Origin of the sequence: Microcoleus sp. CAWBG640, from assembly GCF_020883015.1 — a bacterium.
GTDB lineage: Bacteria > Cyanobacteriota > Cyanobacteriia > Cyanobacteriales > Microcoleaceae > Microcoleus > Microcoleus anatoxicus.
Genome location: NZ_JAHRFC010000004.1, coordinates 22,047 through 45,871, shown reverse-complemented (window position 1 = coordinate 45,871; position 23,825 = coordinate 22,047). Strand labels below are relative to the sequence as shown.

The 23,825-nt window shown below is 43.4% G+C and carries 17 protein-coding genes; 8 read left to right on the top strand and 9 right to left on the bottom strand.

The window, feature by feature from the left end; genetic code table 11:
- Positions 1-248: 248 nt before the first annotated feature.
- Complete coding sequence (locus tag AAFP11_RS03385) at positions 249-365, bottom strand: photosystem II reaction center protein I (RefSeq protein ID WP_340523282.1); 117 nt, start codon at positions 363-365, stop codon at positions 249-251.
- An 83-nt stretch (positions 366-448) separates the two neighbouring features.
- Complete coding sequence (locus tag AAFP11_RS03380) at positions 449-2,440, bottom strand: hypothetical protein (protein ID WP_341735751.1); 1,992 nt, start codon at positions 2,438-2,440, stop codon at positions 449-451.
- A 58-nt stretch (positions 2,441-2,498) separates the two neighbouring features.
- Here AAFP11_RS03380 and AAFP11_RS03375 point away from each other — a divergent pair, with 58 nt between their 5' ends.
- Positions 2,499-6,122, top strand: a complete 3,624-nt coding sequence (locus AAFP11_RS03375) for an alpha-mannosidase (RefSeq protein WP_341735750.1) — start codon at positions 2,499-2,501, stop codon at positions 6,120-6,122.
- A gap of 5 nt (positions 6,123-6,127) precedes the next feature.
- On the opposite strand, the gene AAFP11_RS03370 is transcribed toward AAFP11_RS03375, so the two are convergent.
- Positions 6,128-6,358 (bottom strand): hypothetical protein, encoded by a 231-nt coding sequence (locus tag AAFP11_RS03370; protein WP_341735749.1) that lies wholly within the window; start codon positions 6,356-6,358, stop codon positions 6,128-6,130.
- A 189-nt stretch (positions 6,359-6,547) separates the two neighbouring features.
- On the opposite strand from AAFP11_RS03370, the gene AAFP11_RS03365 reads away from it, so the two are divergent.
- Positions 6,548-10,498, top strand: a complete 3,951-nt coding sequence (locus AAFP11_RS03365) for a PAS domain S-box protein (RefSeq protein ID WP_341735748.1) — start codon at positions 6,548-6,550, stop codon at positions 10,496-10,498.
- A gap of 87 nt (positions 10,499-10,585) precedes the next feature.
- On the opposite strand, the gene AAFP11_RS03360 is transcribed toward AAFP11_RS03365, so the two are convergent.
- Positions 10,586-13,909, bottom strand: a complete 3,324-nt coding sequence (locus tag AAFP11_RS03360) for a tetratricopeptide repeat protein (RefSeq protein ID WP_341735747.1) — start codon at positions 13,907-13,909, stop codon at positions 10,586-10,588.
- Between the two features lie 256 nt (positions 13,910-14,165).
- Between AAFP11_RS03360 and rpiA the strand changes: the two genes are divergently transcribed.
- The 3 genes from rpiA to AAFP11_RS03345 all read left to right on the top strand — a co-directional run bounded on the left by rpiA (position 14,166) and on the right by AAFP11_RS03345 (position 17,329).
- Complete coding sequence (rpiA, locus tag AAFP11_RS03355) at positions 14,166-14,888, top strand: ribose-5-phosphate isomerase RpiA (RefSeq protein WP_341735746.1); 723 nt, start codon at positions 14,166-14,168, stop codon at positions 14,886-14,888.
- Positions 14,889-15,281: 393 nt separating this feature from the next.
- The gene (locus AAFP11_RS03350) at positions 15,282-16,463 is read left to right on the top strand and encodes an aldo/keto reductase (protein ID WP_341735855.1); all 1,182 of its coding nucleotides are present in this window, start codon (positions 15,282-15,284) and stop codon (positions 16,461-16,463) included.
- Between the two features lie 110 nt (positions 16,464-16,573).
- Positions 16,574-17,329, top strand: a complete 756-nt coding sequence (locus tag AAFP11_RS03345; protein ID WP_341735745.1) for a Fe-Mn family superoxide dismutase — start codon at positions 16,574-16,576, stop codon at positions 17,327-17,329.
- A gap of 379 nt (positions 17,330-17,708) precedes the next feature.
- Here the strand turns inward: AAFP11_RS03345 and rsmG are convergent, their stop codons facing one another.
- A complete protein-coding gene (gene rsmG, locus AAFP11_RS03340; RefSeq protein ID WP_341735744.1) occupies positions 17,709-18,428 on the bottom strand; it encodes a 16S rRNA (guanine(527)-N(7))-methyltransferase RsmG in 720 nt (239 codons plus the stop codon).
- A 151-nt stretch (positions 18,429-18,579) separates the two neighbouring features.
- Positions 18,580-19,251, bottom strand: coding sequence for an energy-coupling factor ABC transporter ATP-binding protein (locus AAFP11_RS03335; RefSeq protein ID WP_340520709.1), 672 nt, complete (start codon positions 19,249-19,251; stop codon positions 18,580-18,582).
- A gap of 404 nt (positions 19,252-19,655) precedes the next feature.
- On the opposite strand from AAFP11_RS03335, the gene AAFP11_RS03330 reads away from it, so the two are divergent.
- Entirely contained in the window at positions 19,656-20,678 is a 1,023-nt protein-coding gene (locus tag AAFP11_RS03330) for a Sll0314/Alr1548 family TPR repeat-containing protein (protein ID WP_341735743.1), read from the top strand.
- Positions 20,679-20,693: 15 nt separating this feature from the next.
- A complete protein-coding gene (locus tag AAFP11_RS03325; RefSeq protein WP_341735742.1) occupies positions 20,694-21,146 on the top strand; it encodes a DUF3531 family protein in 453 nt (150 codons plus the stop codon).
- A gap of 169 nt (positions 21,147-21,315) precedes the next feature.
- Here AAFP11_RS03325 and AAFP11_RS03320 read toward each other — a convergent pair whose 3' ends face one another.
- The gene (locus AAFP11_RS03320) at positions 21,316-21,678 is read right to left on the bottom strand and encodes a phage holin family protein (protein WP_341735741.1); all 363 of its coding nucleotides are present in this window, start codon (positions 21,676-21,678) and stop codon (positions 21,316-21,318) included.
- 21 nt (positions 21,679-21,699) lie between these two features.
- On the bottom strand, positions 21,700-22,791 hold the full coding sequence (gene ychF / locus AAFP11_RS03315; RefSeq protein ID WP_341735740.1) for a redox-regulated ATPase YchF: 1,092 nt from the start codon (positions 22,789-22,791) through the stop codon (positions 21,700-21,702).
- Positions 22,792-22,912: 121 nt separating this feature from the next.
- On the opposite strand from ychF, the gene AAFP11_RS03310 reads away from it, so the two are divergent.
- The gene (locus tag AAFP11_RS03310; RefSeq protein ID WP_340520719.1) at positions 22,913-23,107 is read left to right on the top strand and encodes a hypothetical protein; all 195 of its coding nucleotides are present in this window, start codon (positions 22,913-22,915) and stop codon (positions 23,105-23,107) included.
- Positions 23,108-23,136: 29 nt separating this feature from the next.
- On the opposite strand, the gene AAFP11_RS03305 is transcribed toward AAFP11_RS03310, so the two are convergent.
- Entirely contained in the window at positions 23,137-23,796 is a 660-nt protein-coding gene (locus AAFP11_RS03305) for an NAD(P)H-binding protein (RefSeq protein ID WP_340520721.1), read from the bottom strand.
- Positions 23,797-23,825: the final 29 nt, after the last annotated feature.

The window sequence follows — 23,825 nt, the reverse complement described above, 5'->3', positions numbered from 1 at the left end:
CACAAGATAACCTCACTGACCAGCGAGGTTAAGTTTGTTTAACTAATTTTTGATGGTTTGTGGGTTCATGGCAGGGGCTGCTGTGGCCCGCCCCTCCTATGCTGGATGGATTGCTCGCTTGTATCCAATCCGCTAGCATCGGATTTCTGTGGTTGAGTCAAGTGGCTACCAACACCTAAGTACAATTTTTGGTTTTTGGACTCACTTTCAACCATGGACAGTCTTTCCGGTGCAACCCGACATGGATATTATTCCATGTCTCTGCGGTTGGGGTTCCGAGCTGGGTCATTGGACAAAAATCCAAATATGAACAGGGAAACAAAGAATAGGACAACTATATTAACTACGATTTTGAGGGTTAGCACTGTGGGAGTCTCCAAGAATGCGATCGAGCTGAGTGATTTGTTGCTGGTGCAACTTTTTTATCATATGTCAAAGATTAGCGAATTTAATCTTTGCTGTTGATGATTTTTGGGAAGTTGATTTTTGCCCATTCCCACAGTTGTTCGATTATTTTTTCTAGTCGCACCATGATGCGATCGAGCCATTCTAGCACTTGTTCTAGGGGATGCTTGATGTATCCCATTGATTCTGCTGTGGTTTCTAAGCACTCCTGTGCTTGTTCCTCTGGGCTGTTCTTTTCTGTTTCTTTGGTGATGCTGATGTATTTGCTGGGGGTTGGGCCGAGCTCAGGGGTGGTTGCTGTTTCTGGTTGAGTTTTCTGTGTCTGGATCTGAGTTGATGCTTCTAGGTTGCTCTGTCTGCTATTTTTTTGAGTATTTTCTAAATTTGATGTTTTTTGGGGTTGACTTTTTGTTACTTTTGTGTTGATGCTAATTTTGAGCTGGGCGATCAGGTTTTGAATTGCTTCTGGGTATGGTGATGTGGATTTTGGTGTCGATCGACCAGGGGGCAATTTTTCGATTTCCGTATTTTGGGGCTTGACTTTTGTGCTGATTTGTGTTATTTGCTCTGGGGCTGGCGGTGGCACTTGGTCTAGGGAGGGCGGTGCTGGCTCTCCAAATAGGTCTTGCCAATTTAGCCAAGGTCGATCGCCCTTGGTCTCGGTTTTTTCAGTATTTTCCGCTGCTCTTTGTTGCAAAGAATACTTGATTGCCAGAGATTTTTCTGTATTATCACTGGCTGCTGTTTCTTTGCCTAGGAGGTAGTCTACTGATGACCAAATCATCTGTTCGATGCTTTTGGCGTAGTTTTCGACTATTTCACGGGTGCTTGGGCTCAAATTCTCGGTTGTTGGCTCTATCTGGGCTGGCTGGCTGTCTGTTAAGTCACCAGTAATTTTTGATACTTGGGGTATGGTGAATTCTTCGAGGTTGACGGCGGCGCGATCGAGTAATGTGACAAAGGATAGAGGATTGGTGGCTCGATCGAACTTAGTGTAAAAATCTGTGGTTAATTCTGATGTATGGCAGTCTAGCGCACTTGCGGAGGTAATTGCCGGTCGATCGGTTTTGACTCCGGTGATTTGCGCTCTATCGGTTTGAGCTATGATTAAATGGCGATCGGCACCAGTATTAATGGCTTTTTTCATCGCCAGGATTGATTCTCCAAACTGATTTCTTTTCAGCGCCAAGGGACTTGTTTGTACCCAAGTCATCAATTGCCAAAAACCGCGCACTGGCGGAAGTAGGGATTTTGCCGCAGCCTCTTCTAAGCCGAGATTAAATTTTAATTCTTTTTTAGCAATTTCTCGTCGCCCTGGCCCGGAGTTGGCGACTTCCCAAGTTATGCGCCCCTCCAAGAGTTCCTGTTGTTCTTGGGTTAAAATATCTAAAATCTGATTTTCTGCTCCCACCAATACTAAACTGCGGGCTGGTAGAAAAGTCGCAATTCCCCGAACTTTCGGTGTGGTGTTAACGGTGTCACCATGATTGATGGAAATTTCGGTTACTGGAGTTTGAGAGTCTGGATGTTCTAAAACTAAATTCCTGGGAGTTGTTTTGGCATGGTTTCGGGTAAAGTGTGTTTGTGCCACTAAAGCCTGTGGTGTCACTGGGGCTGGCAAATTTTCGGCTGTAATTACAAAGGATAAATTGTCGGATTTTGTCGTTGTTTGCGATGGGAGGAGTATATTTTCAGCCATGTGCACAATATCTACGATCGCACTTTCTGCGCCTATCTCCTCATCCCACCCATTTGGGGATGAATTCTGAGAAAATTTGAAATTTTCTCTTTCAGCAAATTCCTGCAATTCCGGTAAATCTATTTTTTGACTTGATTCCCGCAGTTGTCTGGCTAACATTCGCGAACTTTGCACCAGCAAGTATGCTGGATAAAGTAGAATTTGGGTAGTGTTAAGCGTTGCGGATGTAACTTGTCGCCAAGTGCGATCGCAATTTTCGGCAACTTGGCGGGACTGTTTGGATATAAATTTTAATAGTCGGCTTTGGTACGGGCCGCCGTAGTTATTTGAAGACATAATTTAATTTGAGGTTGATTCAACCTTGTTTCTGTCTAATTCTCAATCTTAGCGAAATATGAGTGCTTCTGTGTCATCTGCTAGCAATAATATTTCTGAAGTTGTCGAAAGGTTGCGTCGCCTCACCCGATGGGATGCGCAGTCTGGCTGGAGGTACTACGACTCAGACTTGGCTGTTGTCCATGGGGTAAATATTTGTAACTGGCCTGTTGCCGAACTTAACCATAAAGGACATCTTGCTTGGCCTGCTGGTAAACAAGTTTTTTATTTGGGACAAAAATTTGTAGTTCCTCCCAATTTGTCAGCCTATCCTGTGACGGGGTTGCGCTTGCTGTTGAGCTTGACTTGGTGGGCCGACAATGTTCAGATTTTTGTGAATGGGGAGTTAGTTGGAGTCGGAGATTTATTTGATTGTACGGTGCGACTTTTGTTAAGTCCCTCTGTCCTTCTGGGAGATGAATTTTTAGTAATTTTGCGTTTGGTGAGTCCTGGTCACGATGCGGGTGCTTTGGTGAAGTCAGTTTGTCTGTATGAAGCTGCTGATTCTGCTTGTTTTGACCCTGGTTTTGTGGCTGATGAATTGGAGATTTTGCAAAATTCCCTGTCTGGTAATTTCTCAAATTTAAATTTCCAATACTCCCCCACTAAAAATATAGTCCATGGTGGGTTGGTTGTCAAGGGGGAAATGCTAAAATCTCAAGTGGAATTGGCGGTGGGTTTGATTGATTGGTCTGTGGTGGGCGATCGACAAAAGTTCGATCGTTCGCTTTCTAGTTTAAGGCAAAACTTGCTCGGATTTTTGGGAGGTTTTCAGGATGGTTTAAAGGTTGAAACCGCAGAGGGCACAGAGGGCACAGAGGGAGGTGGAAGAGAGAGGGTTTTTGGGAGGGCAGAAAGTGATGAGAGTACATCTATATATATAGGAGAAAGTAGTGGAAAATCTTCTATATATAAAGGTAAAATTTACTTAGTTGGTCATGCTCATTTGGATTTGGCTTGGTTATGGCCTGTTGCGGAAACTTGGGAAGCGGCAGAACGGACTTTTGAGTCGGCATTGAAGTTACAATCGGAGTTTCCTGGTTTAATTTTCTGTCATTCAACTCCTGCACTTTATGCTTGGATAGAAGAGCATCGGCCTGATTTATTTGCAGAGATTACAAAACAGGTAGCTGCGGGATTTTGGGAAGTTGTTGGTGGGATGTGGGTGGAACCAGATTTAAACTTGATTTCGGCTGAATCCATGGTGAGACAAGTTGTTTATGGACAGCGTTACGCCCAAGAAAAGTTCGGGGAGTTAATGCGGGTAGTTTGGCTACCGGATACTTTTGGTTTTGGATGGCAATTACCTCAGATTTTGCGCGATGGTGGAGTTGATTATTTTGTGACGCAAAAGTTGCGTTGGAATGATACCACTGAGTTTCCCTATGGTGCATTTTGGTGGGAAGGTTTGGATGGTACTAAAATATTTAGCATGATGTCGGGTCCGATCGGTGAAAACATCGAATCTGTGAAAATGGCGAATCATCTTTTTGATTGGCAAATTAAAACGGGTTTGCAATCTGCTGTTTGGCTACCGGGAGTTGGCGACCACGGTGGCGGCCCGACTCGTGATATGTTGGAGGTTGCGAAACGCTGGGAATTGTCGCCTTTTTTTCCGAGGTTGGAGTTTGCGAAGGCTGTGGATTATTTGGCGTTGATTGAGAGTCAGTTTTCGCCGGAAGTGTCGGAGTCTCAAGCTGATGTTTCGATGCGAGACAATTCGGCTGCGGCTGAATCTGCTAATTTGGGTAAAGTTTTCCAGTCTCCAGTCGATGTTTCGATGGGAGACAATGCGGCTGCGGTTGAATCTGCTAACTTGGGTAAAATTTCCCAGTCTCAAACTGATGTTTCGAGGCTTCCTCTTCTTCCTCTGTGGAAAGATGAACTTTACCTGGAATTCCACCGAGGTTGTTACACAACTCACGCGGATCAAAAGCGTTACAACCGCCGCTGTGAGGAATTGCTTTACCAAGCTGAGTTGCTGTCTTCCCTCGCCACGATTTGCGCGGGTGCGATTTATCCGAAGTCTGAATTAGAAATAGCCTGGAAAAAAGTTTTATTTAACCAGTTTCACGATATTTTACCTGGTTCTTCGATCGCCCAAGTTTATGCTGATGCTAATCTAGGATGGGCTGAGGTCGATCGCACTTGTCGTTCAATTGTGCTAACATCTTTGGATGCGATCGCCAGTCAAATTTCTCTGCCTTCTCCACCCCAACCTGATGCTCAACCGATTTTAATCTTTAACTCCCTCAATTGGTCGCGTTCGGAAGTTGTCTCTTTATCCCTTCCCGATTCCGCTGCTACCACTTGGGCGATTTACGACTTGTCAGGACAACGGCTGACTACGCAAATTCAACCGTGCGATCGACCACAACCACAATCTACACTGTTATTTTTGGCAAATAATCTCCCCCCAGTCGGCTACCGGGTGTTTTGGCTCTGTCCCGAAGCTGCTGAAACCCTGGAAAATTCGTCACCCTTACCAGAAAACTACAATCAGACATGGTTAGGTGAAGTTACAACTAATATTGCACGAAACGAGGGTGTTTGTCAAGAAACTCCTTTTGTCCCTCCAATAATGCTGCTAGAAAATGAATTTATTCGAGTAAAAGTAGACAGCGAAACTGGAAATTTATCGAGTATTTGGGATAAACTAAATCATAGGGAAGTCCTGAATGAATCTGGAGGCAATCAACTGCAATCATTTCAAGATGGCGGTCAATATTGGGACGCTTGGAACATCGATCCAAATTATGCAAAATATCCCTTAGCAGCGCCGATACTGAAAGATATTACCTGGATCTCCCAGGGAGAAATAAGGCAGAGTTTGCGTGTAGTTAGACAAATTGGTAAATCGGAGTTTTACCAAGATTATATAGTAGAAATTGGTTCGCCAGTGCTGAAAATTAAAACAGTGGTAGATTGGCAAGAAAAGCACGTTTTAGTAAAAGCAACCTTTGGGTTAAATGTAGAAGCAGATTTGGCAACGTGCGAAATTCCCGGAGGTGCGATCGAGCGCACAACTAAACCGCAGACTGCGGCGGAAAAAGCCAAATGGGAAGTGCCGATATTACGGTGGACAGATATCAGTAATGACGATTTTGGAGTTAGCTTACTCAATGATTGTAAATATGGTTGTGACCTTCAACCAAATCAAATTCGTCTAACATTACTCAGGAGTTCGACTTGGCCAGATGCACAAGCTGATATCGGCATTCATGAATTTACTTGTGGAGTTTATCCTCACCGCGGAAATTGGCAAGATGCTGGTACTGTACGACAGGGATATGAATTGAATTTGCCACTCTTAGTCAAGGTATTTCCCAAGTTAGAAGGAAATCACCACCGCACTTTGCCGACTGTAGGTAAATTCCTCGATTTATCAGCCGACAACTTAGTTTTGATGGCTTTCAAACAGTCGGAAGACCATGCTAACTTGTGGATTTTACGGTGTTATGAATCCCAGGGTAAAGAGGCTCGGTTAGAATTAGAGAGCGATTTGAGTTTGGCGATTATTCAGTCAGTGGACTTGTTAGAACAACCGACAACTTTACCAGAGAAATCAGAGGATGGGAAGGGTTTCCAAATATCCCCTTGGAAAATCGCCAGTTTTTCCATAAAATATGGGGATTACAAATAAATTTATTATCTCCAAAAATAAGCAACAGAATTAATAATCATCATTCCGAGTAAAAAAATAATGGTACTTGGGTCGATCGCCTCCCAGGCGGTTTTGAGATTAACTACGCCTAAAGCCACCATAAAACCTGACCCAACAATAGCGATCGCAGCCCGGTTCATCCGTAAACCCGGTACATACCCTAACCCAAAACCCAGGTAGGTTAATCCCAACAATAGATATTTCAGTGTTATCATATATATTTAAAACCTTTGATGAGCGTAAACTAACACAGAGCTGGGATTGGGAATCGCAAACGTCCCCAGGGACAGAGTTGTAAATTTGTTACAGCTAAGCAGCTTTATTGTAAAAATAGGTTTGACTTTGTTTCATAAAAAAGTTGAACCAGAGTGAGTAAATTTAATTACAATTGAGTTAATTTAAAAGTGTTTGCTAACAATAATTATTCAATTAACCCAGAAACAAACAATTCTCATGCCATCTGCACGGGGAACGAACTCGGAACAGCTAAAATTTCGTGCAGTAGAGAAATTGAACGCAATTGGTATCGTACTCTTTACGATAATTTTCCAGGAATTTACTTCGTTCTCGACGCTTTGGGAAGAGTATTTTCGCTTAATCAGTTCGGTGCATCTCGACTGGGTTACAGGGCCCACGAATTAGTTTCTCATTCAATTTTTAACATATTTGAAAGCCAAAATCAAGGTAAATTGCACGCAGAATTTGCCGAATTTGTGCAGCTAGAAGATAGTGGCTATCGCCAAAAAAGGAAGGCTTGGGAATGCAGTTTGACTTGCAAAGATGGTAGGAAAATTTGGGTAAAAGCAACTGCATTAACTTTGTCGGAACCAGCCTGGGAAATAGTCAAAAATAGTAACAATTCCTTTGAAACTTTCCAACTGCCAAGCGTACTGCTAGTTTGCGAAGAAATTACATTACCCACATATCTAACACCAGAGGCAAAAGCTCAGCAAATTTGGCGAAATCAAACTCAGGCGATCGCCAAATTAGCCAAAAGTCAAGCTACTGAAAAGAAAAATATAGAAGAATTTATCCGAGAAATTACGGAAACGGCTGTGAATGTTGTAAAATGCGATCGGGCTAGCATTTGGCTGTACAGCGAAGACCGCACCCAGCTTCACTGTATGGACCTTTACGAACAAAATACCAAACTCCATTTCGTACAAATAATTGTCACAGCAGCAGACTGTCCGGCTTATTTTCGAGCGTTGAAGTCCGAAAGTATGATCGCAGCAGTGGCTGCAACTAACGATCCCAGAACGCGAGAACTAGCAGGTCTTTATTTTTCCGATCGAGGTATTACTTCCCTATTAAACGTACCCATTATGTTGGGTGGTAAAATGGTAGGAATTGTGAATATTGAACGTGCTGCGTGTGACAGTGAGTGGACGGAAGACGAACAGTATATCACCAAAATATTAGCAGATTTTGTTTCAACAAGTTTGTCAGTCAGCGAAAGAGTAAAAATCGAATTAACGCGACGGGAACAGCAGCAAAACTTGATGAATGATTTTTACGAAAAACTAGAAGCACGAGTAGAAAAACGCACAGCAGAACTGAGTAAAGCCAATCAAGAACTGGCTGAAAGAATCTTTAAAAAAGAACAAATAGAGGCAGAAATCCGACAGCAGCAGCAAGAACAGCAAATTATTCTGGATTCCATACCAGCCATGATTTGGTACAAAGATACCGAAAGTCATTTGCTGCGAATTAATAAAGTGGCAGCAGCATCTAGAGGTTTGCCTCCAGAGCAATTAGAAGGTAAATCCTTTTATGAAATATATCCCGACGAAGCAGAGCAATATTATTTAGAAGACTTACAAGTAATTAATTCCGGCGTTCCCCGATTAGGCAAAATTCACCAACTGCCCACTGTCTCAGGTCAAAAATGCTGGGTACGCACAGACAAAATACCTTACCTAGACAGCGCAGGTAAAGTAGCAGGTGTGATAGTTTTTTCAGTAGATATTACGGAGTTAAAGCAACTAGAAATAAGACTGCGAGAATCGCGGGATAGATTGAAAGAAAGAGTTGAAAAACGCACGGGGATGTACAGGCAAGCAATGACTGCTTTGTACTCAGCAAATATGCAGCTTCAACAATTAATAAAAAGTGATAGTTTCCCAGAACAAATTAGCCGTAAAACCGCCACAGATCACTTGCTAGAATGTGAAGCTTATTTTGAAGCGGTTGCCGTGGCAGACCGGGATACAATTTTGAATGTCAGCAAAATTTTTGGGGAGTTATTCGGTTACAAACCGCAGGAAATGGCGGGGATGAGTTTGTTGGAACTGCTGTCGCCACAATCTTATAAACAAGCACCACAAATGATTTCGGCAGCCAGCAATACAATCTGCGAAACAGTTTTTATCAAGCGAGACGGGACAACTTTTCCTGCTGAAGTGCGGAGCAAATTCGTATTATATGAAGGTCGATTACTTCAGGTTAAAGCCGTGCGAGACCTGACGGAAAATAAATTACTAGAAGCAGAATTAGAGAGGTCTCGTTCTATTTTGCACGCGACTTTGGAAGCAACAGCCGATGGTATTTTGGCTGTCACTACAGCGGGAGAAATGATTAGTTTTAATGAAAACTTAGTAAAAATGTGGGGAATTACCGAAGAAATTAAAAACTCAATGGATCGCAGAATGCGGTTGGAATTTCTTACTCAACAAGTTAAAGACCCCAAAGCTTTTATCTGCCGAATTCAAGAAATTTATAACCATGCTGAAGCTGAAATCTGCGACATTCTAGAATTTAAGGATGGTCGCACTTTTGAACGCTATACTCAGCCCATTAGAGTGGGACACAATATTATTGGCAGGGTGTGGCGCTTCCGTGATATTACCTCTCGTTCTAAGGTGACGGCAATGTTGGGAGATAGCCAAAGACGTTTTCGGGCAATTTTTGATTCTTCGTTCCAATTTGTGAGCCTTTTGAAACCGGATGGTACTTTGTTAGAAGCTAACCAAACTTCTCTAGATTTTGCAGGAATCAATCTGCGGGATGTGGCTAATCTTCCATTTTGGCAAGGACCTTGGTGGGGGGGGGCTGAGGAAATTCAAGAACAGTTAAAACAAGCAATTTCTCGCTCTGCAAAAGGTGAATTAGTCCGCTATGAAGTGGAATTTAAAGGTACAAATCGGACGGCAACTATAGATTTTTCTCTGAAACCAGTAACCGATGAAACTGGTCAAGTGGTATTGCTATTACCGGAAGGTAGAGATATTACAGAAAGCAAGCAAGCTCAAATCGCCCTGCGACAGCAGGTAGAACGGGAACGCCTAATCACGCAGATTCAATCGCGTATCCGTTCTTCCCTAGACCTCCAAGATATCCTAAATACTACGGTAGCGGAAGTGCGGGAGTTTTTAGCAACCGATAGAGCGATCGTTTTCCGCTTCCGACCTGATTGGAATGGAGATGTGGTGGTGGAGTCAGTTGGGGAAGATTGGATACCACTTTTGGGGAAGGTTCTTGATGATTGTTGTTTTGCAAATTCTTATATCGGACAGTATTTGAAAGGCAGAATTCGAGCTGTTGAGGATATTCAAGCTGCGGGTTTGGATGAGTGTCATGTTAATTTTTTGACGGAGTGTCAGGTGAAGGCGAATTTGGTGGTGCCTATCCTACAGCAGGGTATAGAATCTAGGGAAGGTAACGCTTCTTGTTCTGTACCGAAATTGTGGGGTTTGTTGATAGCCCACCACTGTTCTGGACCTCGCAGGTGGCAACAGTTTGATATGGATTTACTGAGTCAGTTGGCTACTCAATTGGCGATCGCGATCGAACAATCTTTACTTTACCAGCAGTTAGCAGCAGCCAATCAAAGATTAGATGGCTTGGTGAATTTGGACAGTCTAACTCAACTAGGAAATCGTCGTCGCTTTGACGAAGTTTTGAACAGAGAATGGGAGCAATGTAGTAGTTCCCAGCCACTATCTTTGATTATGTGCGACATTGACTGTTTTAAACTTTACAACGACAATTACGGGCATCAAGCGGGGGATGCTTGTTTGCAACAAGTGGCACGGGCGATCGGAGATACTTGTGCAGAAGTATCTCCAGAACAGCTTTATTTGCCTGCTAGATACGGTGGCGAAGAATTTGGGGTAATTTTGCCAAATACAGACCTGTCTAGGGCGCGGACAGTTGCTGAAGCAATCCGCAGCCGTGTTAAAGCTTTAGCTATTCCCCATATCAAGTCCGTTGTCAGCGATTGCGTGACTCTGAGCTTGGGAGTTGCGAGCATTTCCGAAGGTCAAAACTCACCTAAAATGCTGATAGAAGCGGCGGATAAAGCGCTTTATCAAGCTAAGTCTAGCGGGCGCGATCAAGTAGGGATTAATCAGTAGTTCATAAGTGGTTTGTAGCAATAACTTTAGTCGTGGAATAGCTAACACCTTGCCAAGCTAACTAAAGTTATCGCTACCAAGTATGAGTTATTTAGTTAACAGTTGTTGAAACACTTCATACATTTCCCTTGCCAACTTTTGAGGATTCCACAAAGGTGCAAGATGTTCTGGCTGTTTAGATTTAATCAAGTGTTCTTTCACAGCATTTCGGAAACTAGCATCTCGCCCAAACTTAACTCCCCACTGGGTGTATTCTTCCCAACTCCAAGCCGCACCCACATCAAGATTTGCACTTTTGAGAAAAGCATAACCCATCCGCGAAAGATATTGGTCGCCGGATCTAGTTACCACTGGCAAATTCGCCCACAAAGCCTCCAAATTATGAGTACCACCATTATAAGGATAGGAATCTAAAAGCACGTCAGCCACATAATAAATGGCGCGGTGTTCTTCTTCCGTTTTGGTTTGCCCCACAAACTTAATCCGAGTAAAATCTACTCCTTGAATATCGCATTCTTCGCGGTAAGTGCTGTGAATCACTTCAGGATCGCCTTGACCTTTACGGATTAGCAAACTATCAGGAACTTCTTTGAGTATTTTAACTTGAGCGCGCACCATTTCAGGATTAGTTTTTCTCCCTGGTGCCACGCAGAGATAAGTCATTTGATCTAACCCAATACCGAGGGAAGTTCTAATCGCTTCTCGATTCACTGAAATGCTTTCTAATGCCCCAATGGCTACGGAACAACTAGGCAATCTCACTAACTGTTCTAAGTAATGTTTTTCAACACCGGCGGGGTGAGTGTGTTCGTCGCACAGAAAATAGTGATTGTCTGAGATATAAGGTGCATCAAATCCTAGCCAAGAAACACAGATGCCAGCGGGATACTGGTGTAACACTTCTACATTTGTTGGTACTGTCATCGAGTCTAAATCGATTAATACATCCAAATCGTCTTGCCGCACTTCGGCGAGAATTTCACCACCATCTGCAAAACCATTTGGATACTTTTTGGGCCAATAAAATTTGCCCGCCATGTCTTCAAATCGCTGGGTTACTTCATCTTTGTTAAGTTTGCCGGTGACGTAGAGGTGAACGTGGGGAGTGATGCGGCTTAATTCCCGAATTAAAGCTTCGCTGCACCAGCCGACGGAGTGACGACGGAAGTGTTTTGAGAGGAAGCCGATTCTTAAAGGTTTTTGGTTTGTTTGGTAATTGACTGGTTTGATTCTGTCGATTGATTGCCGTGGAGGAAGGACTTTTTTGTAGTATTCCTTGGCAACTAATCGGTAAAAGCTGGCATTTTTCTCGCGATTATCTCGCAGGTGAGAGACTGCAAACAAGAAGATTTCGTAGAGCAGTTTTAGTTCGATATTGGTAAAGGTTTCGATTTTTTCGTAGGAGAGTGCTTCGATTTCTTCGAGTTTCTGAATTGCCTGTTTGCTCACCCCTGATTGCAGATAGGAGAAAACGTAAGCGGTGGCTGACATGACTGGTACTTGTTCGCCACAGTTTTCGCAGTAGTTGTCTGCGACTTTGCGAGCTCCTGCTAGGTTGGTGGAATGGCTTAGTAAGTCGCACAATTGTTGGTGGGCTTCGCTGAATTTGGGGTTGAATTCGATCGCCTTTTCAAAATTGGCGATCGCCTCCAAGGGCTTATCCTGCTTTTGAATGTGTCCCATCCGACAGTAAACTTCTGCCCAATTTGGTTTGAATACCAGGGCTTCTTGATAGCTGGCTTGGGCTTCTTCCAGTTTGCCTAACATAGATAAAGCGTTGCCTAAATTAGCGTGAACATCTGCCCAGTCTGGCTTGATTTTGAGGGCATTTTGATAACTGGTAACTGCTAATTCGTACTTTCCTTGCTGCAAAAATGAATTGGCAAGGTTGGAGTGCAAAACTTCTAATTCCGGCTTTAATTCTACAGCTTTCTGATAATAAGTAATGGCTGCATCGAGATTGCCTTGTTGCGATCGCGCACTGCCGATGTTAGCATAGGCTTCTGCCCAATCTGGCTTAATGGCGATCGCCTTTAAATAGCTTTCAATAGCTTCATCGCGCTTGCCTTGAGTGAAAAGTCGGTTAGCTAAGTTAAAGTGGAAGTCTGCACCGACTAGCTGGGGATTAAGTTCGGATGTTCTCTGAAAACAGGCGATCGCGGCTTCCACGTTGCCATATTTGTGATATACTTTACCTAAATTCCAGTGAGCGCCCGCTAAATTGGGACTGAGGACAATGGCGGCTTCGTAATGGGCGATCGCCTCTTCCAAGCGATCCATTTTAAAATACATACTGCCGATATTAGCGCGAACTTCAGCAAAATTTGGTCGCAATTCTAAGGCGTGAGAATAGGAGCGAATTGCTGCTTCAAGTTTGCCTATAGCTTGCAAAGCATTCCCTAAAGTCACGTAAGCATGAATGTAATCTGGTCGAGTTTTGATGGCCAAATGACACGCTGCGATCGCTTCAGTAACCTTACCTTTTACCAAACAATCTTCTGCCAGATTTTTGTAGCCTTCAACTTCTTTAAAATTGGCAATTTCCTCATTGCTGGGAACATTCAATTGAGAAACTTGTTCAGAAACTTCCGCTGGATTTGTGAAGGATGTATTTAAATTTTTATTAGTTTCTGATGGTGGCAAATTGATACTGGAAGGCTGTAAACCATAGCCTTCGTCTTTGTTGACAGTTACCCCTTGTTGTGGGTCAGATTCTGGTTCTAATTCCAGAAATTTGCTAGGGGTATTTTCCTGCTCTTTTTGTTTAAGTAAATCAGATATTTTCTCTGCTATGCTTGCATCTTCAGGTTGCATTTCCAGGACTTTTTGATAACAAGCAATGGCGGCATCTAACTTGCCTTGATAATGGAGAACGCTACCAAGCATCAAACGTACTGAACACAAATATGGATTAATAGCAATAGCTGTTTGGTAAGATTTTTCCGCCTCCGATAATTGTCCTAGTTTGTAATACATACTGCCCAAATTAGCACTAGCTTCTGCAAATTCAGGCTGATTTTTTAAGGCTTGTAAATAAGCTTGAATTGCCATTTCCAGCTTGTTTTGACTATGTAAAGCATTGCCCATTGTCAAGTAAGCGGGAGCAAAACTAGGGTTAAATTTAACGGCGAGATGGCAGGAGTCGATCGCCTTTTCAAATTCCCCTTGCAAAGCATAAACTTCCGCCAAGGTTTTGTAAACCTCTGCATCTTCCCCATTGAACTCTAGAGATTTATGATAATGTGCGATCGCCTCATCAAGCCTACCTGTGTCTTTCAGCCGATTTGCCTTTTGGAAATAAGTTTGAGCTGCCTCTAAATTCACCAAAGATTCCGCAATCATTTGTTCTACCACTGTTACAGTTTTGATACTAATACTATTCAGCCATTTTACCCGCGATCGGGATTGCACCAACCAACTACACCCTGGATAGCGCAATTATCCATCGATTTATGAACTAGATTTTTTTTTCATTAAACCACAGAGGCCACAGAGGGCACAGAGAAGAAATAGAGAAGAAATAGATAAGTTCCCAAATGATAGAAAACTTATCGCAGAGAACTTGCTAGTTTCATCTCTTCCTCTTCCTCTCTGCGTTCTCTGCGCTCTCTGCGGTTCATTAAATCCATCAGTGCTATAATTTTAAAACTATTCAGGATTATTGAACATGACCACAGAACAAGACCCAGTAAAATTGATGAAACAGCAAGTAGGGTTTGCTGCCGCCGATCGGGTACAGTCAGGAATGATTGTGGGACTGGGCACGGGGTCAACTACAGCTTATACTATTCAGGCCTTGGGCGATCGCATCAAATCCGGTCAACTCAAAGATATCAAAGGAGTACCAACATCTTTTCAATCAGAAGTGTTAGCCAAACAATACGGAGTACCGCTGACAACTCTGGATGAAATTGACAGAATAGATGTGGCGATTGACGGCGCTGATGAAGTCGATCCGCAGCTAAACTTAATTAAAGGAGGAGGCGCAGCCCACACTCGCGAAAAAGTTGTAGATTGCCTTGCAGCTCAGTTTATCGTAGTAGTTGACAGTTCTAAAATGGTAGAGAAATTGGGTTCGACTTTTCGAGTCCCAATCGAAGTGATACCAATGGCGATCGCCCCTGTCACCCGCGCCATTGAAAAACTGGGAGGAAAACCAGAACTCCGCATGGGAATCAGAAAAGCAGGGCCAGTAATTACCGACCAAGGTAACATGGTAATTGATGTCCAATTCGACAACCTAGACAACCCTGTCGAACTTGAAAAAACTTTAAATAACATTCCCGGCGTGTTGGAAAATGGCTTGTTTGTTAACTGCACGGATTTAGTTTTGGTTGGTGAAATTAAAGATGGCAAACCTGTAGTCCGCGAGATTTTCAAGCAATCATAACTTACCCACTGGCAATCATAGACTCTTGGTAGAACAGGCATATTGCCTGTTCTTTAAAATAGCATAATAGGTAATTTCCAGTAATTAAAAATAGCCAAGTTCCGATTTATTAAAATAAAAAATGATTTGAAGCTGACGACTGCTTCATTATGCCTTCTTCCTTATTCCTTCTTCCTGAATTTCCCCCCTTGGGGGGGCTAGGGGGGGGGTTCTTCTTCCTTCTTCCTTCTTCCTTATTCCTTCTTCCTGAATTTCCCCCCTTGGGGGGGCTAGGGGGGGGTTCTTCTTCCTTATTCCTTCTTCCTTATTCCTTCTTCCTGAATTTCCCCCCTTGGGGGGGGCTAGGGGGGGTTCTTCTTCCTTATTCCTTCTTCCTTATTCCTTCTACTTATGATGCAATATCGCAGATTCGGACGCACAGAATTATCCATGCCAGTCTTTTCCTGCGGTGGCATGAGATATCACTACAAATGGCAAGACATACCACTAAATGAAATTCCCCTTGACAATCAAGAAAATCTCGAAAAAACGATTCGCTACTCTGTAGAATGTGGCATCAATCACATAGAAACTGCTCGCGGTTACGGCACTTCTGAAATGCAATTAGGATTAATATTACCGAAGTTGCCCCGTGAAAAACTAATCGTTCAAACAAAAGTTACTGTCCAACCTAACGCGCATAAATTCCGTGAAGAATTTGAGACATCCTTAGCTTATTTACAACTAGAATACGTCGATTTACTATCGATACATGGCATTAACACCTGGGAATTACTAGAAGATTCCATTCGTCCTGGTGGCTGCATGGATGTGGCTAGAAAATTGCAAGCAGAGGGCAAAGTCCGGTTTATCGGTTTTTCAACTCACGGCCCGACGGATGTGATTGTCAAAACAATTGAAACCAATCAATTCGATTATGTTAACCTGCACTGGTACTACATTAATCAAATTAACTTGCCAGCCATTGAAGCTGCTAAACTTCACGACATGGGCATTTTTATCATTAGTCCTTCCGATAAAGGCGGTCAACTTTACAACCCGCCACAAAAATTGATCGACTTGTGCTATCCTCTGAGTCCGATGGTGTTTAACGACTTATTTTGTTTGTCCCATCCGCAAGTACACACTTTGAGTCTGGGTGCAGCCAAACCTGAAGATTTTAACGAACATCTCAACGCTGTACAATTGTTAGATAAAGCCGATGGACTTTTGCCACCAATATTAGCAAGATTGGAAACCGCAGCAATTAATCAATTAGGAGAAGATTGGTTTAAAACTTGGCACGTCGGTTTACCAACCATAGAAAATACTCCGGGAAATATTAACATTTATGTGATTTTGTGGCTGTGGAATTTAGCCCAGGCTTATAATACTATAGAGTATTGCAAAATGCGCTACAATCTGCTGGGTAACGCCAGCCACTGGTTCCCAGGTCAAAAAGCCGATCGCCTCGATGAATTAGACTTGCGTCGCTGTCTCGCTCACAGTCCCCACGCTGCTAAAATTCCCGGTATTCTCAAAGCAGCCGATGAACTTTTTGGAGGTGAATCTGTTCAGCGCTTATCCAAAGAATAATATCAAAAAACCAGGCTATTTTTGGAGATTTCCTACTTATTGAAGAAGTCGGGAATTGGCGGATAGTGTAATATGGTTTAAACGGTTAATAATTCACTTAGGTACTGTATATGAGTCTGAAACGTCGAGATTTCTTGTATTTACTGACTGCTAGCGTCGGAGCTCTTACCGCAGGTGCTTATCAAGCGTCAGGAAATAATGTATCCCAAGCAAGTCCAATTGCCGAAGCAACCAAGATAGCTCAAACTCCGGGGCCTTTTACACTGCCACCTCTCCCCTACGAATACAATGCCTTAGAACCGCACATCGATGGGCGGACAATGCAATTCCATCATGATAAACATCACGCAGCTTACGTTAAAAACCTCAACGATGCTGTTAGCAAATATCCGCAACTCAAAAACATGAGTGTGGAAAATATGCTCAGGGATTTGAGTAAAGTACCCGAAGATATTCGCACAGTAGTTCGTAACAATGGTGGCGGACACGTAAATCATAGTATGTTTTGGGAAATCATGAGTCCCAAAGGCGGTGGCGAGCCCACAGGTAGTTTAGCAACAGCAATTAAGCAAAGTTTCGGCACTGCGGACGATTTTAAAGCCAAATTTAACGACGCGGGAACTAAACGTTTTGGTAGTGGTTGGGTGTGGTTAGTCCGCACTAAAGCTGGCAAACTTGAGATTGCAACTACTCCGAATCAAGACTCTCCTTTAATGGATGGAAATTATCCAATTATGGGTAATGATGTTTGGGAACACGCTTATTATCTCAAATACCAAAACTTGCGCGCTGATTATCTCAAAGCTTGGTGGAATGTTGTGAATTGGACAGAGATTAGCAAGCGTTACGAAAAGGCGATCGGTTAATATTGTTTGTAGTAATGACTTTAGTCCTGCTTCACTAACATAAACAAGATATATAGCAATCCTTGCAGGAGTCGTAAAGTTTTTACCCCACCCCAACCCTCCCCTTGCTAAGGGGAGGGAGTAAGAAGTTCACAAATGATTTAGGATTGCTATATATAGCAATCCTTGCAGGAGTCGTAAAGTTTTTACCCCACCCCAACCCTCCCCTTATTAAGGTCCGGGAGTAAGAAATTCACAAATGATTTAGGATTGCTATAGCAGTCCTAAATGAGTCGTAAAGTTTTTTACCCCACCCCAACCCTCCCCTTATTAAGGTCCGGGAGTAAGAAATTCACAAATGATTTAGGATTGCTATAGGACTGAAGTCCTCACTACAAACTTATACAAGTTTCCGCAAATAAACGCAGTGTCGCACACTATGACTCACGGGAGTTGTGAATGCTTCGACTGACTCAACTGTGCCGCCTAAAGGTTCGATCGCACTTTGCAACTCTGTCTCTTCTTCCGCCGTCCAATTACCTCGATAAAGCACAGCTAAACCGCCATTTTTCAGGAAAGGCACGGCATATTTACCACAAACAGAGGCGGCTCCCACTGCTCGCAAAAACGCCAGATTGTAAGCTGCTTTGTGGGGTGGTTGCCGCCAAATTTCATCGGATCTCCCCAGCAAAGTCGCAGTATTTTTTACTGCTAATGATGGTAAAACTGTGTCCAGAAAATCAATTTTTTTGCGGGTAGAATCAAGCAAAGTAACTGATAAAGTGGGAAGTGCGATCGCCACAGGCAACCCTGGAAAACCTCCCCCAGTCCCGATATCGATGGCTTTGAGCAGCGACTGTGGGGGAAATTCGCGAATTTCCCCTAAATTATCATTAACTGGTAGCAGCTTCGCAATGCCCCGCAAAGAATCCCACAAATGTTTTTCCCAAAACTCGATCGGCTCAGTAATTCGAGTTAAATTTAAAGAGCGATTACCCTCAAGAATTAATTGGTAAAGTCGCTGAAAATGTTGCTGTTGTGAGTCATTCGGAACCCAATTCATGGATTCCTGCCACAACTCATTCATTTCCGGTAGCACAGGAATTTTAATCTGATTCATCTTTTATCCCTACTCTTTCTTGACCTACTCTCAACTAATGACTAATGATTAATGACTAATGACTAATGACTAATGACTGATGACCCTTCGACTACGCGGTTCCTGAGCGGAGTCGAAGGGCAGGGCACCGCTGATGACTAATGACTAATGACTAATGACTAACAAAGCTCGTTTCTTTAGCTTCTAATTTAGCCCGATCTACTTCCTGCAAATCCCCCCGTTCTAAAGTCCAAAATTTATCTGCAACACTCAATAAATCGCTAGCATCGTGAGTAACAATCAACAATGTCCAGTGATTTTTTAACTTACTCAGCAAGCTTACCAACTGTCGGCGCATCGACCAATCCAAACCCGCCGTCGGTTCGTCCAAAAGCAGCAAATGCGGCTGGCGAATTAGCTGTACCGCCAGCGCCACCCGTCGCTGTTGTCCTCCACTCAAAGCATGGGGAGAAGTGCTCAGTGGCAAATGTCCGAGTCCCACTTCACCCATGGCTTTGTTAATTTGTTCTTGTCCCAATTCTGGGTGTCCCAAGCGCAATTCTTCTAAAATTGTGCCTCCGCAAAAATGTCTTTCGGGAAATTGAAATACTAAACCTCCTAACTGTTGCAAGTGTTCGGGAGTTAATTCTTGTTCGCGCCAGCGGATGTCACCGCTAGTTTTTTCTGCTAAACCTGCTAATATTTCTAAGAAGGTACTTTTGCCTGAACCGCTGCGGCCGACTATCAGCCCCATTTGCTGGGATGGCAGTTCTAAATTGATGTTTTTGAGAATAGGATTCGGACAGGCTGTAGGATGATAGACTAGGTTTTTTAGATATAGCATGGGGAGAAGGAAGAAGGAAGAAGGAAGAAGGAAGAGGGAAGAGGGAAGAAAATATTTGTTCGCTCTTTAGTTAACTTCTTGGTTGTGCTATTAATAATTAAGGCTTTTTCTGGCTTGTGCCGATCGCCCACCATGATTTTACCTAAATTTTACATAAATCTTTACAAAAATCGGCCTTTTTTTTTGAACTTGGGTGCTTGATTTTCAAATTGCTTTATGGTATATTTTAATAATGGAAGTATGTGCAATTTTTTCAGAAATGCTTATATTCCCATTATTAAATTATAGGGCAATAGCCCGCAAAAATCAAGACCATCCTATCATTTTTTGAGTCGCGGCCCCGAAGTCTGAAATTTCAACTTTCCGATTCCCAGTGAAAATTTATTGCCTTCAGAGAATTGACGATGATGAAAACCATTTTAGCGTCCCTTGGCAAACAAATTAGCAGAAATAGACAGACAGTGGGGACGATGGCGAGTATGGCGATCGCCTTGAGTATGTGCATCAACTCAGCATTAGCGGGCGATCCGTTTCGCTCGACATACCCACAGGCGATCGGACCCAAAACCGAAACCGCCTTCAAAACAATGTTTCAGCAAGGAAACTACAAAACAGCAAAAGCTCAAGTTCAACAAGCACTATCCTCCGAACCAAACGAGCCACTAGCCTATGCAATGGCAGCCTCATTATCCTACATCGAGCAAGACTTAAACTCGATGAATTCCTACGCGCAAAAAACCCGCGAAATCGGCGAACAACTGAGTAAAACAAATCCCCTACGTGGCAACATTTACACCGCAGCAGGTCACTTTCTAGAAGGAGCAAATGTCATAGCCAAAGAAGGAACAGCCAAAGGCGCACCCCAAGCACTCAACAAACTGCGAGTCGTATTTCAATATCTAGATGCCGCCGAAAAAATAGCTCCCAACGACCCAGAACTCAACTTAATCAAAGGCTACATGGATTTAATGCTAGCCACCAACCTGCCCTTTTCCAACGCCAGCGACGCCATTCAAAGACTAGAACAAAAAGCCTCTCCCCGCTACTTAGCCTATCGGGGAATGTCCGTAGGCTATCGAGACCTAAAAAAATACGACTCAGCCCTAGAATTTGCCAACAAAGCACTGGCAGAAACACCCCAAAATCCCGAAATTCTTTATCTAAAAGCCCAAATCTTATTTACTCAGGCAAAGGGTAAAGATGGAAAAGAATATAATAAAACTTTACTAGAAGAAGCTCGCAAAAACTTTGATGCTTCCTTGGCAAAATCCGATCAATTACCGAGAAGTTTAGTTGCTGAAATTTTCTTTCAGCAGTGCAGAACCCGCAACCGTCTCGACAATAAAACTCGTGACTGCGACCCAATGCGCGATAAAATTCGAGATGCAGACGGTATCTGGGGCCCGGCGGCCTTACCACCATTATAAAAACACCAAAAAATTATGAAAGTACAGTTTCGCGAATTTAATCCCTTTGACTTGTGGATTTGGCTGAAGTTTAGCAATGTGCCTTCCAATGGTGAAAAACAGTACGTTGAAGAGGTGTTTGATTCTTGGTTTTTCTTAGGAAAACTAGGAGGATTTAATGCGGAAAACCTGCAAGTGCAAGATGAGGGGTTAGATATCAATGATATGGATTACGATGTTAATCTTGCCGATGGGAGCATGATGGCTTTGATGCACAATATGGGAGAGATGGAGTACGAGGGAGTTTGGGCTCGTTGTTGGTTTGATTTGGGGACTAGCGATGCGATCGCCCTCGATGTTTTGATTAATGTTTTCCAGCAACTTAGCAAAGAATTTGTGACGGTAGAAGAGCTAATTATAGGCGGTGAAAATATAGATTGGCCCGTTGAAAACAGGAGGAATAGAGAGGGTTTTGAGCCTGATAATTAGCTAATAAATATGTTTTTATACTCGTTACTAGGCTCTGCCTAGTAACACATATCTGGAGGCTCTGCCTCCAATTTTTCTGCTATAAAAAAGAGACAGAGCCTATGGGGACTGATTCCTAGGCTCTGCCTAGAAACCAGTGATAAATAAATTCCCCCTAACTTACTTGTAATTACCTATTAAGCATTGGTCCCAATATCTTAAAGAGAAAAGAGTTGACAAAACCAAGAGCCATAGCCCCAATTAAAGCACTCCAAATACCATGTCGTAAGCGGAATCCATCTACTAGCCAAGCTGCCAATCCAAAGATAATGGCGTTGACAACAACCATAAACAAACCGAATGTCAGCCAGATTAATGGTAAGGTTAAGCCAGTCACTAACGGTTGAACTAGAACATTCAGCAATCCAAAAACCGCTGCCGAAATCATCGCTTTTCCAAAAGTGTCAATATCTACCCCAATTGGCAACTTGGAAATAATAAAAAAGCTCACCGATGTTACCAACCAAGCAATTGCCAGCGAAACAATATTCATGTGCCAATCTCCCTGAGAAAGCTAAACATTAAATCGGAACAACAGCACATCCCCCTCTTGTACAACATACTCTTTACCTTCACTGCGAACCAGGCCTTTTTCCTTAGCCGCATTCATCCCACCCGTGGTAACTAAATCTTGATAGGCGACAGTTTCAGCCCGGATGAAACCCCGTTCAAAATCGGAGTGAATCACTCCCGCAGCTTGCGGTGCCAACATTCCGGCGATAATCGTCCAAGCACGAGTTTCTTTTGGCCCGCTAGTAAAATAAGTCCGCAAACCTAACAATTCGTAAGTAGCTCGAATCAGAGATTTTAAGCCACCTTCTTTCACCCCCAGAGATTCTAGGAAATCTGTGCGTTCTTCCTCGGATAACTCCACCAATTCTGACTCAACTTGTGCCGAAACTATAACAACCTTAGCATTTTCTGCTTCTGCTACTACCCGCACCTGTTCGACATAGCTATTTCCTGTGGCCAAATCATCCTCAGATACGTTGGCTGCATAGATAATTGGTTTATTTGTCAGTAATTCCAAACCTTTAACTAAGTCAGCTTCCTCCTGGGTGAAACTGTACTGGCGCGCTGGTTTACCCGCATTCAAAACCGCGACCAATTTTTCGAGGATGTCTACTTCTGCTTGAGCTTCTTTGTTGCTGCGGGCTTGTTTGCGAGTGCGATCGAGCCTGCGTTCAATTTGAGCTAAATCTGCGAGAATTAATTCGAGATTGATAATGTCAATATCTCGGAGGGGATCGACAGAACCCGCAACGTGAATGATATCATCATTGTCGAAACAGCGGACAACATGGGCGATCGCATCTACAGCCCGAATATGAGACAAAAATTGATTTCCCAATCCTTCCCCCTGACTCGCCCCCTTCACCAAACCGGCAATATCCACAAACTCCATCCGCGTCGGCACTGTTTGCGCGGAATTGCAAATATCGCTCAGCACCTTCAACCGTTCGTCTGGCACTGCCACGATACCCGTATTTGGCTCGATCGTACAGAAAGGAAAATTAGCAGCAGTCGCCTTGGCATTAGCAACCAGGGCATTAAACAAAGTAGATTTGCCAACATTAGGCAGTCCGACAATTCCGGCGGTAAGCATGGCTATTTAGAAACGTATCACTGTTTCAAAATATCATAAGCAATACCAATATATTTGACTTGTCTGCGATCGCTTCTACAGCTAAGCTTGTATAAATACGTAACTTGAGGTAGATGGCTCCATGGTTAACAAGTTGTTAAGCAAATTAACGATCGCTGCTGGGTTGTCTTTGCCACTGGTGGCGCTGGCAGCATCTAGCGTTTTCGCTCAGATGGTGAAAGTTTCGGTGGTTAACAACAGTGGCAAAACTATGACTGGTAGTTCACATAACCATCGACTCCTCCCCCTCAGCACACCAGAGTCCCGACTGCTTTAATAAATCAGGACTCCGATCGCCAACTCGTTTTACATCACACTGGCAAATAACTGCTCGAAACTCTTTTGGGGAGCCTCCGACTTCGCCACAATCTCCACTAGCTTATTGCGAGAAGCCGGCTCAAATAGGGCTTCCACGCATACTTGAGCTACCTTAGTGCGGGGAATGCTACCATCTGATAGTTTGTCCGCTGACTCCATGACGATCGCATCAGAATTATCCTCATTTTTGAGACCACCCGGTCGGACAATGGTAAAAGTCAAGCCACTTTTTTGCAAATAATCCTCAGCTTGCTTTTTCCACACCAGAATCAGCCAAAACAAATTCAGGGGGTGAAAAAAGTTTGAGACGCACAGAGATGTCACCAGCACAAAATGCTCTATTCCCTTAGCCTTAGCTGCATCCACCAAATTTTTGGTTCCCTCAAAATCCACCCGATAGGGCAATGTGGGGTCAAAACCAGGGGCTGCACCCGTGGCGCACAGCAATACCGTACTATCACCGATGGCATCGGCAAGAGAAGTTGCATTTAATACATCTCCCGTGACTAACTCAGCTTCCGGGGGTAAAATTTGCCTAGCTGTCTCTAAATTACGGACTAGAGCACGTACCGGAATCCCGCGCTTTACCAATTCTGTGACAATTCGGCGGCCAGTTTGACCTGTGGCTCCTGCTACAAATGCTTTCATAAGTCGAGTTATGCTGAACAAGGGTCAAT